Origin of the sequence: Streptomyces sp. 840.1 (assembly GCF_003751445.1) — a bacterium.
Lineage (GTDB): Bacteria > Actinomycetota > Actinomycetes > Streptomycetales > Streptomycetaceae > Streptomyces.
The window spans coordinates 3,353,003-3,370,339 of sequence record NZ_RJUU01000001.1 but is presented as its reverse complement, the minus strand read 5'-3'; the positions used below and the strand labels follow the sequence as shown (position 1 = coordinate 3,370,339).

The window sequence follows — 17,337 nt, the reverse complement described above, 5'->3', positions numbered from 1 at the left end:
TTAGCTAATCGTTATCTGCGATGACCTGGCACACAGCTCTGCCAGCCCGACCCCTGTGACCGGGGAGATTACGCCCTCCTCCGTGACGATCGCCGTGACCAGCTCCGGCGGTGTGATGTCGAAGGCGGGGTTGTACGCCGGGGATCCCTGTGGTGCCACGATCACGCCACCCGTTTCCCGGCCGGCCGCCCCGAAGCGGGAAAATGTGACCTCAGTCACTTCCCGTTCGGATCTCTGCTCCACGGTGATCGACTCCCCGTCCGCGGTGGCCAGATCCACGGTCGTGGTCGGGGCCACCACGATGAACGGTACGTGGTGATACTTCGCGAGCACCGCCAGCGGATAACTCCCCACCTTGTTGGCCACGGAGCCGTCCGCGGCGATCCGGTCCGCCCCGATGAGTACGGCGTCCACCTCACCCGCCGCGAACAGTGACCCCGCGGCGTTGTCCGTGAGCACGCTGTACGCCATGCCGTTGCGAGCCGCCTCGTACGCGGTCAGCCTGGCCCCCTGGAGCAGCGGGCGGGTCTCGTCGACCCACAGCCGCCTCAGCCGGCCCGCCCGGTGCAAGCCGAGCGCCACCGCGAAGGCCGTTCCCTCGCCTCCCGAGACAAGCGCCCCCGTGTTGCAGTGGGTCAGCAGCTGATGCCCGCCGTCGGGCAGCAGCTCGTCCAGGAGGGCGAGCCCGAACCTCGCCATGCGGCCGCTCGCCTCGGCGTCCTCCCGGTGCAGGGCCCTCGCCTCCATCAGCGCCCCCGCCGCCGCCTGCTCGGGACCTGCCCCCTTCCCGATCGCCGTGCGGTACGCCCCGGCGGCCCGCCGTACGCCGTAGCCGAGGTTCACCGCGGTGGGCCGCGCCTGCTCCAGCAGCTCCGCGGCAGCGTCCACGTCCTGACCCCGTACCGCGGCGAGAGCCACGCCGTAAGCCCCCGCGATACCCAGCAGCGGTGCTCCCCGCACCGCCAGTGTCCGGATCGCCTCCACCAGCGCGGGCACATCGGCACACACCAGCTCGGCCTCTTCCGCGGGCAACCGCGTCTGGTCGAGGAGCACCACCGCAGGACTTTCCGGGGGCTCGTCCCAGCGGAGTACGGAAAGCGCGGAGGGAGCGGTGCCCACCGGCGGTTGCGCGTCCTGATCAGCCATCCGCCCAGTCTGCCCGGTGAGCCGCCCACAAATGAAGGGACGAAGGAGATGGAGCACCAGGACCGGACCGGTGCAACGCGTGGCACGATGGCTGCCAACCTGCCGCCCCGATGAGCGGACGGGACCGTTAAGGAGCGAGAATGAACGACTCTCCGGGCTGGGCCTCGCCCGGATCTGCCCCCTCCGACGGCCAGGAGGCGGGAATTCCCCGGCCCTCCGAACCGGTCGACGGCAGCGGACCTGCGGGAAACTGGTCTTCCACGCAGCCGCCCGCCGGGCAGTGGTCCCCACCGAGCAGTCCCGGCCCCGGCGCCCCGCCTCCGGCCCCCGGCTGGGGCGGCAGGCCGCCAGGGCCCGGCTGGGGCCGGCCGCACGCGGCACGTCCCGGCGTCATCCCGCTCCGGCCACTGGGCGTCGGCGAGATCCTCGACGGCGCCGTATCCACCATGCGCGCCCACTGGCGCACGGTCCTCGGCCTCACGCTCGCCGTTTCCGTGGTCGCCCAGACCGCGCTCATCCTCATACAGCGCTATCTGCTGCCCGACCCGCCTTCGATCGACGCGAACGCCACGGGCTCGGAGGCCCTGCGTCAGGCAGCCGACTCGCTCCGGTCCAGCCTGCTGGACCTTGCCCCGTCCCTGCTCATCACGATGCTCGCCACGATCTTCACCACAGCGGTGCTGACCGTGGTGATCAGCCGCTCGGTGCTCGGCCGCCCCGTCACCCTCTCCGACGCGTGGGCCGAGGCCCGGCCCCGGCTGCTGCCGCTGCTGGGCCTGACGCTGCTGCTGGCTGTCATGACCGTGGCCATCATGGCCGTCGGGCTCCTCCCCGGCTACCTGCTCGGTGACACGGCAGGTATGGGGCTCGCCTTCCTCGGTCTGCTCGCCGCCTGTGTCGTACTGGCGTGGCTCCTGGTCCGCTTCTGCCTTGCCTCCCCCGCACTGATGCTGGAACGGCAGTCGATCACCGCCTCGATGCGACGCTCCGCCAAACTGGTCCGGGGCGCGTGGTGGCGGACGTTCGGAATCCTGGCCCTCACGTGGCTGCTGACTCTCATCGTGACCGTGGTGATCGGCATTCCGTTCGGCATCATCGCGATCCTCGTGGACGGCGGCGGTATGAGCGCGTTCCTCTCCGACGGCCCCAACAGTTTCGGCTGGGCGTTCCTGATCATCTCCGGAATCGGTGACGTGATCGTCGCGACGATCACCTATCCGCTCTCCGCGGGCGTCACCGCGCTGCTCTACGTGGACCAGCGCATCCGACGCGAGGCACTCGACCTCGAACTCGCCAGGGCAGCGGGCCTGCCGGGCTACGACAACAGGAGCTGACGCCGTGTCGGGGGCGGGCGGCACAGCGGTGGCACAACTGTTGGTCAGGGCGAGCGGCGGCATACCCGTGGACACCCCACGGGTGCCCGCCCGCGAGGCGGCACGGCACGAACTGTCCAAATCGATGTACCACGAGAACGACCCGAACTTCCTCCAACGCGCTCTCGACCAGCTGTGGAAATGGGTCGGTGACCTCCTCTCGTCCGCCTCCGGCGCCGCCATCGGCGGTCCGGCCGGACTGGTCGTACTGGTACTGATCGTCCTCGCCCTGGCCACCGCACTCTGGTGGCGGCTGGGTACTCCGCAACGCGGTCCCGGGCCGGCGGACGCCCTCTTCGAAACCGGTCCCCGCGGTGCTGCGGAACACCGCACCGCTGCCGGGGCACACGCAGCCGCCGGCCGCTGGAACCAGGCGGTCCAGGAGCGGATGCGCGCCATCGTCCGCTCCCTCGAAGAACGCGCCCTGCTGGAACCGCGCCCCGGCCGCACAGCAGACGAAGCCGCCGCGGAGGCCGGCCGGACGCTCCCCGCGCACGCCACACGCCTGCGTACGGCCGCCCGGCAGTTCGACGACGTCACATACGGTGGCCGCACCGCCGGCCAGCAGGCGTACCAAACCGTGCTCGCCCTGGACCTGGAGCTCGAGTCCGCCAAGCCCGAACTAACCGGCGCACTTCCCGGAGCTGCCGGATGAGCGTGGTCACCACGGCTTCCTCCTCGGTCTCCCCGACTCCTCGTCAGGTCTGGACCCGCACACGCGGGCTGCTGCTCGCCGTCCTCGTGCTCGTCGCCGCCGGAATCACCCTGGCGGCCACCCACTCCAGCGACCGGCACGGCCGTCTCGATCCCCGCTCCGCAGACCGCTACGGCAGCCGGGCCGTCGCCGAGCTCCTCAAGGACCGAGGCGTATCCGTCCGTGTCGTCACCACGCTCAAGGACGCCACGTCCGCAGCCGGTCCGGACACCACGCTGCTCGTCACCGCCCCCAACCTGCTGACGCCCCATCAACAGCACACGCTCCACTCGGCGACCACCGACAAGGCCGGCCGGACCGTGCTCCTCGCCGCGGGACCTCTCTCCGTGGACGCACTGGCCCCCGGCGTCCGGGCGGAGTCCTCCGCACCGGTGACCACACGCGCGCCCCGGTGCTCCCTGGACGCGGCCCGCCAGGCCGGCGAAGCGGAGACGGGCGGTCTGCGATACGCAGCGGACAACCTCGACACACTCGCCTGCTACCCGGCCGACGGCCTGCCCACCGTGCTGCTCCTCCGGCACCCGGCAGGGGGCGACACCGTCCTCCTCGGTTCCGCCGACATCCTGTACAACGACCGTCTGGACAGTCAGGGCAACGCCTCGCTGGCCCTTCAACTCCTCGGCTCCCGCTCGCATCTGGTCTGGTACCTCCCCTCGCTCGAAGACAGTTCCACCGCAAGCAGCGGTGAGCACAATGACGGCGGCACGGGAGACGGGGGCGCGGGTGGCGAGAGCAGCTTCACGGATCTGATCCCCTCGGGCTGGCTGTGGGGCACCCTGCAACTCGCCCTCGCCGCCGTACTCGCCGCCGTCTGGCGGGCGCGCCGCCTGGGCCCCGTAATCGCCGAACGGCTGCCTGTGGCCATCCGCGCCTCCGAGTCCACCGAGGGCCGCGCCCGCCTCCACCGCAAGACCAACGCACGCGACCGGGCAGCCGACTCACTGCGTCACGCCTCGCGCACCCGCATCGCCCCCCTCGTAGGCGTCTCCCCGCAGGATGCCCATTCCCCCGCTGCCCTCCTCCCCGCCGTCTCCGCACGTCTCAGCACGACCGACAGCGGCCTTCGAGAACTGATCTTCGGCTCGGCTCCTTCCGACGATGCCGCGCTCGTCCGTCTGGCAGACCAACTCGACTCCCTCGAAAGGGAGGTTCGTACCTCATGACCGCCCCGCCCCCCGTTCCCGCCGGGACAGCCGACACCACCCGGAGCGACGACACGGCCCGTGCTTCCCTGGAAGCCCTCCGCTCCGAGATCGCCAAGGCCGTGGTCGGACAGGATCCGGCGGTCACCGGGCTTGTCGTCGCACTGCTCTGCCGAGGTCACGTCCTGCTCGAAGGTGTCCCGGGCGTGGCCAAGACCCTCCTGGTCCGGGCTCTCGCGGCCTCACTCGAACTCGACACCAAGCGCGTCCAGTTCACCCCCGACCTGATGCCGAGCGACGTCACCGGGTCCCTCGTCTACGACTCCCGCACCGCCGAGTTCTCCTTCCAGCAGGGACCGGTCTTCACCAACCTCCTGCTCGCCGACGAGATCAACCGGACCCCGCCCAAGACCCAGTCCTCACTCCTGGAGGCGATGGAGGAGCGTCAGGTCACGGTCGACGGAACCCCCCGCCTCCTCCCCGACCCCTTCCTCGTCGCAGCCACTCAGAACCCGGTGGAATACGAGGGCACATACCCGCTCCCCGAAGCCCAGTTGGACCGTTTCCTCCTCAAGCTGACGGTGCCTCTTCCGTCCCGCGCGGACGAGATCGACGTCCTGACCCGCCATGCAGACGGCTTCAACCCCCGTGACCTCAAGGCAGCGGGCATACGCCCGGTCGCAGGACCAGCCGATCTGGAGGCCGCTCGCACCGCTGTCGCCAGGACCAGCGTCTCGCCCGAGATCGCCGGCTACGTCGTAGATATCTGTCGTGCCACGCGTGATTCCCCCTCGCTCTCCCTCGGAGTCTCACCCCGAGGTACCACCGCTCTGCTCTCCACCGCCCGAGCCTGGGCCTGGCTCACGGGCCGCGACTACGTGATCCCCGACGACGTGAAGGCTTTGGCCCTTCCCACGCTCCGCCACCGCGTCCAGCTCCGGCCCGAGGCCGAGATGGAAGGCGTCACCCCCGACTCCGTCATCACCGCAGTTCTCGCCCAAGTCCCCGTACCCCGATGAGGCGGTGAATTGTGGCCCTCACCGGACGCACTGCACTGCTCGCCGCTCTGGGGTCACTCCCAGTAGGCATCCTGGCCCCGAGCTGGACGGGCATGCTCGCGGTCAACGCCCCGTTGTCTCTAGCAATTCTGTGCGACTACGCCCTGGCTGCGCCAGTGCGTCCGCTCCAGTTCACCCGATCTGGTGATACAACCGTTCGACTCGGTGACAGGGCGGAAGTGCAACTCACCGTAGTCAATCGTTCCCGCCGGCGACTGCGTGCACACCTGCGTGATGCCTGGCCGCCCAGCAGTTGGCAACGCGATGCGGAACAGTCCGCGTCCCGACACAGACTGTCGATCCCACCGGGCGAACGTCGCCGCGTCACCACACTGCTGCGTCCCACCCGCCGCGGTGATCGACGTGCCGAGCAGATCACTGTCCGCTCGTACGGACCGCTGGGCCTCGTGGCACGCCAGGGCAGTCATCGAGTTCCTTGGACAGTCCGCGTCCTGCCGCCCTTCACCAGCCGCAAACACCTGCCGTCCCGTCTCGCCAGACTGCGGGAACTGGACGGCCGCACCAGCGTCCTGACCCGCGGCGAGGGTACGGAGTTCGACAGTCTTCGCGCCTACGTACCGGGCGACGACACCCGCTCGATCGACTGGCGGGCCACTGCCCGGCAGTCTGCGGTCGCCGTGCGGACGTGGCGCCCCGAGCGCGACCGCCACATCCTCGTCATCCTCGATACGGGCCGGACGTCGGCAGGGCGGGTAGGTGATGTCCCTCGCCTCGACGCGGCGATGGACGCGACCCTGCTCCTGACCGCGCTGGCCACCCGGGCGGGCGACCGGGTTGAGCTGCTCGCCTACGACCGGCGTGTGCGGGCACGCGTTCAGCGCCGGGCCGCGGGGGAGGTCCTGCCGGCCATGGTGGATGCGATGGCTCCGCTCGAACCGGAGCTCCTGGAAACGGATGCGCGGGGCCTCAGTGCGACGGCGCTGGCGAGCGCACCTCGCCGTTCCTTGATCGTGCTGCTGACCAGTCTCGACGCGGCCCCCGTCGAGGAGGGACTGCTGCCGGTCCTGTCCCGCCTGACCCAGCGGCACACTGTGCTGCTGGCGGCGGTCAGCGACCCGCACATCGAGGAGATGGCCGGCGCGAGAGGCACAGTGGACGCGGTTTACGAGGCGGCTGCCGCCGCCCAGGCCAAGGCGCGGCGCCGCCGAACTGCGGACCAGCTCCAGCGGCGCGGCGTCGTTGTCGTCGACGCCACTCCCGACACGCTCGCGCCGGCTCTCGCCGACGCCTACCTGGCTCTCAAGGCAGCGGGTCGTTTGTAGCAGGGCCACGGCCGCGTCTGATCGGGATCTGTGCGGAGTACGTCTGGAATGGACGGCGGACTCCGCACAGATCCCGATCCGGACCGGTTCTGGTCGGGAACGCAGAAAAGCCCCGTGCCACAAGGGCACGGGGCTTAACTATTTTAAAAGGAGTTCGGCGGCGTCCTACTCTCCCACAGGGTCCCCCCTGCAGTACCATCGGCGCTGAAAGGCTTAGCTTCCGGGTTCGGAATGTAACCGGGCGTTTCCCTAACGCAATGACCACCGAAACACTATGAAATTAACCAACACCGGAACACAACACGGCCGTTCGTTATTTCAGAACTAACACAGTGGACGCGAGCAACTGAGGACAAGCCCTCGGCCTATTAGTACCAGTCAGCTCCACCCGTTACCGGGCTTCCACATCTGGCCTATCAACCCAGTCGTCTACTGGGAGCCTTAACCCTTCAAGAGGGTGGGAATACTCATCTCGAAGCAGGCTTCCCGCTTAGATGCTTTCAGCGGTTATCCTTTCCGAACGTAGCCAACCAGCCATGCCCTTGGCAGGACAACTGGCACACCAGAGGTTCGTCCGTCCCGGTCCTCTCGTACTAGGGACAGCCCTTCTCAATATTCCTACGCGCACAGCGGATAGGGACCGAACTGTCTCACGACGTTCTAAACCCAGCTCGCGTACCGCTTTAATGGGCGAACAGCCCAACCCTTGGGACCGACTCCAGCCCCAGGATGCGACGAGCCGACATCGAGGTGCCAAACCATCCCGTCGATATGGACTCTTGGGGAAGATCAGCCTGTTATCCCCGGGGTACCTTTTATCCGTTGAGCGACAGCGCTTCCACAAGCCACTGCCGGATCACTAGTCCCGACTTTCGTCCCTGCTCGACCCGTCGGTCTCACAGTCAAGCTCCCTTGTGCACTTACACTCAACACCTGATTGCCAACCAGGCTGAGGGAACCTTTGGGCGCCTCCGTTACTCTTTAGGAGGCAACCGCCCCAGTTAAACTACCCATCAGACACTGTCCCTGATCCGGATCACGGACCCAGGTTAGACATCCAGCACGACCAGAGTGGTATTTCAACGACGACTCCACAACCACTGGCGTGGCCGCTTCAAAGTCTCCCACCTATCCTACACAAGCCGAACCGAACACCAATATCAAACTATAGTAAAGGTCCCGGGGTCTTTCCGTCCTGCTGCGCGAAACGAGCATCTTTACTCGTAGTGCAATTTCACCGGGCCTATGGTTGAGACAGTCGAGAAGTCGTTACGCCATTCGTGCAGGTCGGAACTTACCCGACAAGGAATTTCGCTACCTTAGGATGGTTATAGTTACCACCGCCGTTTACTGGCGCTTAAGTTCTCAGCTTCGCCGACCCGAAAGTCAGCTAACCGGTCCCCTTAACGTTCCAGCACCGGGCAGGCGTCAGTCCGTATACATCGCCTTACGGCTTCGCACGGACCTGTGTTTTTAGTAAACAGTCGCTTCTCGCTGGTCTCTGCGGCCACCCCCAGCTCACGGAGTAAATCCGATCACCAGTGATGGCCCCCCTTCTCCCGAAGTTACGGGGGCATTTTGCCGAGTTCCTTAACCATAGTTCACCCGAACGCCTCGGTATTCTCTACCTGACCACCTGAGTCGGTTTAGGGTACGGGCCGCCATGAAACTCGCTAGAGGCTTTTCTCGACAGCATAGGATCATCCACTTCACCACAATCGGCTCGGCATCAGGTCTCAGCCTTAATGTGTGACGGATTTACCTACCACACGGCCTACACCCTTACCCCGGGAACTACCACCGCCCGGGTTGGACTACCTTCCTGCGTCACCCCATCGCTTACCTAGTACAAGTCTGGTTCGTCGGCTCCACCACTACCCTCAACTCCGAAGAGATCGGGCCGGCTTCACGGACTTAGCATCGCCTGATTCAGTATTGGGCGTTTCAAAGCGGGTACCGGAATATCAACCGGTTGTCCATCGACTACGCCTGTCGGCCTCGCCTTAGGTCCCGACTTACCCTGGGCAGATCAGCTTGACCCAGGAACCCTTAGTCAATCGGCGCACACGTTTCTCACGTGTGTATCGCTACTCATGCCTGCATTCTCACTCGTGAACCGTCCACAACTCGCTTCCGCGGCTGCTTCACCCGGCACACGACGCTCCCCTACCCATCCCAGCCCCCGTTGGGGGTATGTGCTGGAATGACACGACTTCGGCGGTACGCTTGAGCCCCGCTACATTGTCGGCGCGGAATCACTTGACCAGTGAGCTATTACGCACTCTTTCAAGGGTGGCTGCTTCTAAGCCAACCTCCTGGTTGTCTCTGCGACTCCACATCCTTTCCCACTTAGCGTACGCTTAGGGGCCTTAGTCGATGCTCTGGGCTGTTTCCCTCTCGACCATGGAGCTTATCCCCCACAGTCTCACTGCCGTGCTCTCACTTACCGGCATTCGGAGTTTGGCTAAGGTCAGTAACCCGGTAGGGCCCATCGCCTATCCAGTGCTCTACCTCCGGCAAGAAACACACGACGCTGCACCTAAATGCATTTCGGGGAGAACCAGCTATCACGGAGTTTGATTGGCCTTTCACCCCTAACCACAGGTCATCCCCCAGGTTTTCAACCCTGGTGGGTTCGGTCCTCCACGAAGTCTTACCTCCGCTTCAACCTGCCCATGGCTAGATCACTCCGCTTCGGGTCTTGAGCGCGCTACTAAATCGCCCTATTCGGACTCGCTTTCGCTACGGCTTCCCCACACGGGTTAACCTCGCAACACACCGCAAACTCGCAGGCTCATTCTTCAAAAGGCACGCAGTCACGACTGCATGTGCAAGCACATACAGCGACGCTCCCACGGCTTGTAGGCACACGGTTTCAGGTACTATTTCACTCCGCTCCCGCGGTACTTTTCACCATTCCCTCACGGTACTATCCGCTATCGGTCACCAGGGAATATTTAGGCTTAACGGGTGGTCCCGCCAGATTCACACGGGATTTCTCGGGCCCCGTGCTACTTGGGTGTCTCTTAAACGAGCCGTTGATGTTTCAGCTACGGGGGTCTTACCCTCTACGCCGGACCTTTCGCATGTCCTTCGCCTACATCAACGGTTTCTGACTCGTCTCACAGCCGGCAGACCGTGAAAAAGAGATCCCACAACCCCGCATGCGCAACCCCTGCCGGGTATCACACGCATACGGTTTGGCCTGATCCAGTTTCGCTCGCCACTACTCCCGGAATCACGGTTGTTTTCTCTTCCTGAGGGTACTGAGATGTTTCACTTCCCCTCGTTCCCTCCACACTGCCTATGTGTTCAGCAGCGGGTGACAGCCCATGACGACTGCCGGGTTTCCCCATTCGGACACCCCCGGATCAAAGCTTGGTTGACAGCTCCCCGGGGCCTATCGTGGCCTCCCACGTCCTTCATCGGTTCCTGGTGCCAAGGCATCCACCGTGCGCCCTTAAAAACTTGGCCACAGATGCTCGCGTCCACTGTGCAGTTCTCAAACAACGACCAGCCACCCATCACCCCACCCTTACCGGGCGAGTTCACTGGGGCCGGCAACCGAAGGACGACCATGACGGCCGTACCTTCAGATACCCAACAGCGTGCCCGACCCGACCGATCCCCTCCCACATTCCACGCCGAAGCAGTACTAGTGAGAAACAACCTGTCGTGCCGAATAGTCAACGTTCCACCCATGAGCTAACCACCGTCGATCATTTGCCGACGTAGTGGCTCTGGATTCCTTGCGGAATCTAGATGCTCCTTAGAAAGGAGGTGATCCAGCCGCACCTTCCGGTACGGCTACCTTGTTACGACTTCGTCCCAATCGCCAGTCCCACCTTCGACAGCTCCCTCCCACAAGGGGTTGGGCCACCGGCTTCGGGTGTTACCGACTTTCGTGACGTGACGGGCGGTGTGTACAAGGCCCGGGAACGTATTCACCGCAGCAATGCTGATCTGCGATTACTAGCAACTCCGACTTCATGGGGTCGAGTTGCAGACCCCAATCCGAACTGAGACCGGCTTTTTGAGATTCGCTCCGCCTCGCGGCATCGCAGCTCATTGTACCGGCCATTGTAGCACGTGTGCAGCCCAAGACATAAGGGGCATGATGACTTGACGTCGTCCCCACCTTCCTCCGAGTTGACCCCGGCAGTCTCCTGTGAGTCCCCATCACCCCGAAGGGCATGCTGGCAACACAGAACAAGGGTTGCGCTCGTTGCGGGACTTAACCCAACATCTCACGACACGAGCTGACGACAGCCATGCACCACCTGTATACCGACCACAAGGGGGGCACCATCTCTGATGCTTTCCGGTATATGTCAAGCCTTGGTAAGGTTCTTCGCGTTGCGTCGAATTAAGCCACATGCTCCGCTGCTTGTGCGGGCCCCCGTCAATTCCTTTGAGTTTTAGCCTTGCGGCCGTACTCCCCAGGCGGGGAACTTAATGCGTTAGCTGCGGCACCGACGACGTGGAATGTCGCCAACACCTAGTTCCCAACGTTTACGGCGTGGACTACCAGGGTATCTAATCCTGTTCGCTCCCCACGCTTTCGCTCCTCAGCGTCAGTAATGGCCCAGAGATCCGCCTTCGCCACCGGTGTTCCTCCTGATATCTGCGCATTTCACCGCTACACCAGGAATTCCGATCTCCCCTACCACACTCTAGCCTGCCCGTATCGACTGCAGACCCGGGGTTAAGCCCCGGGCTTTCACAACCGACGCAACAAGCCGCCTACGAGCTCTTTACGCCCAATAATTCCGGACAACGCTTGCGCCCTACGTATTACCGCGGCTGCTGGCACGTAGTTAGCCGGCGCTTCTTCTGCAGGTACCGTCACTTTCGCTTCTTCCCTGCTGAAAGAGGTTTACAACCCGAAGGCCGTCATCCCTCACGCGGCGTCGCTGCATCAGGCTTTCGCCCATTGTGCAATATTCCCCACTGCTGCCTCCCGTAGGAGTCTGGGCCGTGTCTCAGTCCCAGTGTGGCCGGTCGCCCTCTCAGGCCGGCTACCCGTCGTCGCCTTGGTAGGCCATTACCCCACCAACTAGCTGATAGGCCGCGGGCTCATCCTTCACCGCCGGAGCTTTTAACCTTCCCCCATGAGAGGGAAAGTATTATCCGGTATTAGACCCCGTTTCCAGGGCTTGTCCCAGAGTGAAGGGCAGATTGCCCACGTGTTACTCACCCGTTCGCCACTAATCCACCCCGAAGGGCTTCATCGTTCGACTTGCATGTGTTAAGCACGCCGCCAGCGTTCGTCCTGAGCCAGGATCAAACTCTCCGTGAATGTTTTCCCGTAATCGGGACCACACCACGAGAGCGGAACAGTCGAGTCGGAATAAGACCGACTGTTCACTATGTCCTCGCTATGTGCATTGCCTGGTAGAACCACTAGTGTGGTCTGCCAGGACTTTCAAAGGAACCTCGAACCTACCGAAGTAGGTCGGGGTATCAACGTATCTGGCGTTGACTTTTGGCACGCTGTTGAGTTCTCAAGGAACGGACGCTTCCTTTGTACTCACCGCAGAACATTTTCTGCGACTTTCCTCCGGGCGCTTCCCTTCGGTCTTGCGTTTCCGACTCTATCAGACTCTTTCGTGTCCGATTCCCGGTCGAAGCGGGCCTCGCATTTTCGCTTTCCAGTTCTTCGCTTTCGCGTTTCCCTTTCCGGCGGTTCCAACCTTACCAGACTCGATTTCGTTCCGTTTCCGGTTCGAATTTGATTTCCGGTGGCCGTTGAAGTGGCCTTGCCTTTCGGCTGATCCGACTTTATCAGAAACATTTGGGCCGAACTGATCGGCTTCGTGATCCAGAGAGTGGGAATCAATTGGCTCTGCGGAAATTCAATTTCCGGTGAGAGCGAGATGACACTAACTGCTGGGCCCGAACTTGTCCAGTTCGAGGCAACCGTTCGAATCTACCTCCCCCAGTCCTCCGTGTCAACGGTTTTCTGGGGCGAGGAGGAGACTAGCAGGTCAGGAGAGGCCTACGCACATCAGGCGGCCACCGGGAGTTCGGCGCTCCGTTCGGCTTCGGAAATGTCGCCGGCCTCGCCGGTTCGGGCGGCTCGGCCGCCCAGGATGTAGACGTACGCGAGGAAGGCCAGCTCGGCGGCGATTCCGATGGCGATGCGGGTCCAGGTCGGCAGGCCGGAGGGGGTGACGAAGCCTTCGATGACGCCCGAGACGAAGAGGATCAGGGCGAGGCCGATGGCCATGCCGATCGCGGCGCGGCCCTGTTGCGCCAGTGCTGTGCGCCGGGTCTGGGGGCCGGGATCGATGACCGTCCAGCCCAGGCGGAGGCCGGTTCCCGCCGCGACGAAGACGGCGGTGAGTTCGAGCAGGCCGTGCGGGAGGATCAGGCCGAGGAAGGTGTCGAGCCGGCCGGCCGAGGACATCAGGCCGATACCTATGCCGAGGTTGAGCACGTTGAGGAAGAGGATCCAGATCACCGGGACGCAGAGGAATGCGCCCAGCACCAGGCACATGGCAGCGGCCTGGGCGTTGTTCGTCCAGACCTGGGCGGCGAACGAGGCCGCGGGGTGGCTCGAGTAGTAGGTCTCGTACTCGCCGCCTGGGCTGGTCATGCGGCGCAGGTCGTCCGGGGCGGCAATGGCCGACTGGACCTCCGGATGGGCGGCGATCCACCAGCCGATGAGCGCGGCCAGGAGCACGGAGAGAACCGCTGTGGGTATCCACCAGTGCCGGGCCCGGTAGACCGCCGCGGGAAAACCCGCGGTGAGGAATCGCGCCGCGTCCCGCCACGAGGCTCGGCGGGTGCCGGTCACCGTGGCGCGGGCGCGGGCCACCAGTTGGGTCAGGCGCGCGATGAGCAGTGGGTCCGGGGCGCCGGACTGGATCAGGGAGAGGTGAGTCGCCGTGCGCTGGTAGAGGTCGACGAGCTCGTCGGCTTCCGCGCCTGTGAGCTTGCGTCCGCGGTGCAGGAGGTGGTCCAGGCGGTCCCACTCGCTGCGGTGGGCGTTGACGAAGACGTCGAGGTCCATGGGCGGCTGCTGCTCCAGGCATGGGTGCGTACGGGTCCGTACTACTGCGGCGCGTTTGCGGGTCAGCTTGGCAGACTGTGGCCCCGTGGGGCAGGGCTGGACGGCGAAGGGTGGGCGGGGATGAGTGAGCTCGTGACCGGGGACGCGGTCGTGCTGGGGCTGCGGCCGGCGAAACTGCCGAGCCGCGCGCTGGCGCTGGCCATCGATCTGGTTGTGGTGGGGACGGCGTTCGTCCTGGTGTCGGTCGGGCTGGCCGTGGCGACGGCCGGACTGGACGAGGCGGCGTTCGCCGCCGTCTCCGTGGCGACGTTCCTGCTGGTACTGGTCGGCGCCCCGATCGCGGTGGAGACGCTCAGCCACGGCCGTTCGCTGGGGAAGCTGGCGTGCGGGCTGCGGGTGGTGCGGGACGACGGGGGGCCGATCCGCTTCCGGCACGCACTGGTGCGCGGGGCGATGGGCGTGGTGGAGATCCTCATGACGCTCGGGGTCGTGGCTGCCGTCGCCTCGCTGGTTTCGGCGCGTGGGAGACGGCTCGGGGATGTCTTCGCGGGGACGCTCGTCGTCCGCGAGCGGCTGCCGGCGGGCCGGTCCGCCACTGTCCCGCCCCCGCCGCCCTGGCTGGTGGGGCGATTCGCCGGACTGGATCTGTCGGCGGTCCCGGACGAACTGTGGCTGGCCGTACGGCAGTACCTGACGCGGATGCATCAACTGGACGCAGACGTGGGGCGGGCCATGGCCGGCCGGCTGGCGGGAGAGCTTTCCGGGTGGACCGGGGTCCCGGCACCCGTGGGCGTGCCCGCCGCCGCGTACCTGGCAGCCGTGGTGAACGAGCGGCAGACCCGGGACGCGCACCGGATGTTCGCCGCCTCCCGGGCCGCTTCGGGCGGCTCCGGCAGCCAGGGACCGCAGGCGGGGCTTCCGCCCGGCCCCGGTCCGGCGGGCGGGGGCACCGGTGTGAGCGAGCAGCCGTGGGGCTCGGGGGCTGCGCCCGGGGTCCCTGCCACCCACCCCGTCTCCGTATCGCCTGTGCGGCCTGCGGCGGCCGGGGGTGCGACGGCTCCCGGGGCGGATCCCGCGCCGCCGCCCGCCACCGGGTTCGCGCCACCCGCGTAGGGCGCTTCGCCCGTCCTGGTCCGGCGGGACGCCCTAACGGGCCGAGGGCGGGGACTCCAGCTCTTCGAGCTCGATGCCCGGGGCCGAGAGGACCACGTCGCCGGCCAGGTGGATGGTGTGCTGCTCGCCGGTGTCCAGGGCGTTGACCTGGTACTCGTCCACGATCAGCGGCCCGTTGTCAGTGGCGTGCGCTTCACTGTTCAGCAGGGCCCAGGACTGGTCGACGGTACGGGGGGCGAGGACCGGGTCCGTGAAGGCGACGACGCGGACCCGGGTCGCGGGGGAATCGGGGGTGAGGCGGAGCAGACGGGCGGTCGCGACGAGGAAGGCGGGCGAAGTGCCGGTGAAGGTGTGGGCCCGGACGTTGCCTTCGCTGGCGTGAGTGCCGGTCGGATCGGTGCGGACCCAGGTGACGCCTTCGAGGGCGGCGCCGCGTACCTGCCAGCTCGCGGCGTGGAGTTCGAGACGGATGGGGCGGCCGAGTTCGTCCAGAGTGAGATCGATGGATCCGAGATGGTCGCCGGACGGGGCGGTCGTCTGGGAGACATAGCGCCAGCCGGAGGGGCCGGGGGCGCAGTGGAAGTGCTCTTCACCGAGGGGGGTGTGGTCGTGAAGATCGTGGAGCGAATACCGGCCGCGGGGCATGGGGTCCTTCGGGTTCCTCGGGCTGTGCGGGTGCGGTACGACGCAGGCCCCCGACACGGGGGTGCGGGGGCCTGCGTTCGTAGCGGATGCGCTGCGGCGCCTTGCCGCTGAGTCACCGGGCTGCTGGACGCTGTCGCGTCTGCGGGCTCCGGGTCCGGGGCCGCGGGGCCTGCCGGTGGCCGGTCGTCGCCGACCGGTGGTGACTGTGCCGGTCACCGGCAGGCCGTCGCGGTTTCGGGATCAGTAGCGGTAGTGGTCGGACTTGTACGGGCCGTCGACCTCGACACCGATGTACGCCGCCTGCTCCGGGCGTAGCGTCGTGAGCCGCACGCCGAGTGCGGCGAGGTGGAGGCGGGCGACCTTCTCGTCGAGGTGCTTGGGCAGCACGTAGACGTCGGTCGGGTACTCCTCGGGCTTGGTGAACAGCTCGATCTGGGCCAGCGTCTGGTCCGCGAAGCTGTTCGACATCACGAACGAGGGGTGGCCGGTCGCGTTGCCCAGGTTCAGCAGGCGGCCCTCGGACAGCACGATCAGGACCCTGCCGTCCGGGAACGTCCAGGTGTGGACCTGCGGCTTGACCTCGTCCTTGACGATCCCGTCGATCTTCGCGAGACCCGCCATGTCGATCTCGTTGTCGAAGTGACCGATGTTCCCGACGATCGCCTGGTGCTTCATCCGGGCCATGTCGGAGGCCATGATGATGTCCTTGTTGCCCGTCGTCGTGACGAAGATGTCCGCCTGCTCCACCACATCATCGAGCGTGGCGACCTGGTAACCGTCCATCGCCGCCTGCAGCGCGCAGATCGGGTCGATCTCCGTGATGATCACCCGGGCACCCTGACCCCGCAGCGACTCCGCACACCCCTTGCCCACATCGCCGTAACCACACACCACGGCCGTCTTGCCACCGATCAGCACGTCCGTGGCCCGGTTGATGCCGTCGATCAGCGAGTGCCGGCACCCGTACTTGTTGTCGAACTTCGACTTCGTGACCGCGTCATTCACATTGATCGCCGGGAACAGCAGAGTCCCGTCGCGGTGCATCTCGTACAGCCGGTGCACACCCGTCGTGGTCTCCTCCGTGACACCACGGATCTCCGACGCCAGCTGCGTCCACTTCTGCGGGGACTCACCGAGCGTACGGTTCAGCGTCGCGAGGATATGGGCGTACTCCTCACTGTCCGCGGTCGACGGATCCGGAGCCGCCCCCTCCTTCTCGAACTCGACGCCCTTGTGGACGAGGAGAGTGGCGTCACCACCGTCGTCGAGAATCATGTTCGGACCACCGGTAGGGGTGTTCGGCCAGGTCAAAGCCTGCTCCGTGCACCACCAGTACTCCTCCAGCGACTCACCCTTCCAGGCGAAGACCGGGACACCCGCAGGGGCGTCCGGGGTGCCGGTCGGACCGACCGCGATGGCCGCGGCCGCGTGGTCCTGGGTCGAGAAGATGTTGCAGGAGGCCCAGCGGACCTCGGCGCCGAGGGCGACCAGGGTCTCGATCAGCACCGCCGTCTGCACAGTCATGTGCAGCGAACCGGTGATACGGGCACCGGCCAGCGGCTGCGCGGCGGCGTACTCCCTGCGGATCGACATCAGACCGGGCATCTCGTGCTCGGCCAGCGTGATCTCCTTGCGGCCGAACGCCGCGAGGGAGAGGTCGGCGACCTTGAAGTCCTGTCGATTGGCGACCGTCGTCATAACGGGCTGCTCCTCAGATGGTTCGAGGGTGGATGGGCGGCTCTGCGGCCCCGGGCACACGAATGCCCGAGCGGCTCGCAGCGCAGTCCGTCGGAGGCCCTCTCTCCCTCGGCCGGTCCGTCGTACGGACCGATCGACCGCCATCAGCA

General features: G+C 65.7%; 10 protein-coding genes and 3 rRNA genes. 6 read left to right on the top strand and 7 right to left on the bottom strand.

Annotation, left to right across the window (positions count from 1 at the left end; all coding sequences use genetic code 11):
- Complete coding sequence (mtnA, locus tag EDD93_RS15420) at positions 1-1,146, bottom strand: S-methyl-5-thioribose-1-phosphate isomerase (protein ID WP_123525686.1); 1,146 nt, start codon at positions 1,144-1,146, stop codon at positions 1-3.
- A gap of 140 nt (positions 1,147-1,286) precedes the next feature.
- Here mtnA and EDD93_RS15415 point away from each other — a divergent pair, with 140 nt between their 5' ends.
- The 5 genes from EDD93_RS15415 to EDD93_RS15395 are packed head-to-tail and all read left to right on the top strand — an operon-like array spanning position 1,287 to position 6,717.
- Complete coding sequence (locus tag EDD93_RS15415) at positions 1,287-2,480, top strand: glycerophosphoryl diester phosphodiesterase membrane domain-containing protein (RefSeq protein ID WP_123525685.1); 1,194 nt, start codon at positions 1,287-1,289, stop codon at positions 2,478-2,480.
- Between the two features lie 4 nt (positions 2,481-2,484).
- Entirely contained in the window at positions 2,485-3,174 is a 690-nt protein-coding gene (locus tag EDD93_RS15410) for a DUF4129 domain-containing protein (RefSeq protein ID WP_185092328.1), read from the top strand.
- Positions 3,171-4,397, top strand: coding sequence for a DUF4350 domain-containing protein (locus EDD93_RS15405; protein ID WP_123525684.1), 1,227 nt, complete (start codon positions 3,171-3,173; stop codon positions 4,395-4,397). Before EDD93_RS15410 ends, EDD93_RS15405 begins: the two co-directional genes overlap by 4 nt.
- Positions 4,394-5,395 carry a MoxR family ATPase gene (locus EDD93_RS15400; RefSeq protein ID WP_123525683.1) on the top strand — a complete coding sequence of 334 codons (1,002 nt, stop codon included), beginning with the start codon at positions 4,394-4,396 and terminating at the stop codon, positions 5,393-5,395. The genes EDD93_RS15405 and EDD93_RS15400 overlap by 4 nt, the downstream gene beginning before the upstream one ends.
- 11 nt (positions 5,396-5,406) lie before the next feature.
- Positions 5,407-6,717, top strand: a complete 1,311-nt coding sequence (locus EDD93_RS15395) for a DUF58 domain-containing protein (protein WP_123525682.1) — start codon at positions 5,407-5,409, stop codon at positions 6,715-6,717.
- A 152-nt stretch (positions 6,718-6,869) separates the two neighbouring features.
- Here the strand turns inward: EDD93_RS15395 and rrf are convergent.
- The 4 genes from rrf to EDD93_RS15370 form a co-directional block, all read right to left on the bottom strand.
- Positions 6,870-6,986: ribosomal RNA gene (gene rrf / locus EDD93_RS15390) — 5S ribosomal RNA — on the bottom strand.
- 79 nt (positions 6,987-7,065) lie between these two features.
- Positions 7,066-10,191: ribosomal RNA gene (locus EDD93_RS15385) — 23S ribosomal RNA — on the bottom strand.
- Between the two features lie 299 nt (positions 10,192-10,490).
- Positions 10,491-12,016 (bottom strand): 16S ribosomal RNA (locus EDD93_RS15380).
- The 16S, 23S and 5S rRNA genes sit together here, the layout of an rRNA operon.
- 708 nt (positions 12,017-12,724) lie before the next feature.
- Positions 12,725-13,732 carry a stage II sporulation protein M gene (locus EDD93_RS15370; protein ID WP_123525681.1) on the bottom strand — a complete coding sequence of 336 codons (1,008 nt, stop codon included), beginning with the start codon at positions 13,730-13,732 and terminating at the stop codon, positions 12,725-12,727.
- A 120-nt stretch (positions 13,733-13,852) separates the two neighbouring features.
- Between EDD93_RS15370 and EDD93_RS15365 the strand changes: the two genes are divergently transcribed.
- Positions 13,853-14,845 carry an RDD family protein gene (locus EDD93_RS15365; RefSeq protein ID WP_123525680.1) on the top strand — a complete coding sequence of 331 codons (993 nt, stop codon included), beginning with the start codon at positions 13,853-13,855 and terminating at the stop codon, positions 14,843-14,845.
- Positions 14,846-14,878: 33 nt separating this feature from the next.
- Here the strand turns inward: EDD93_RS15365 and EDD93_RS15360 are convergent, their stop codons facing one another.
- Entirely contained in the window at positions 14,879-15,490 is a 612-nt protein-coding gene (locus tag EDD93_RS15360) for a hypothetical protein (protein WP_123525679.1), read from the bottom strand.
- Positions 15,491-15,730: 240 nt separating this feature from the next.
- A complete protein-coding gene (gene ahcY, locus EDD93_RS15355; RefSeq protein WP_123525678.1) occupies positions 15,731-17,188 on the bottom strand; it encodes an adenosylhomocysteinase in 1,458 nt (485 codons plus the stop codon).
- Positions 17,189-17,337 lie beyond the last annotated feature (149 nt).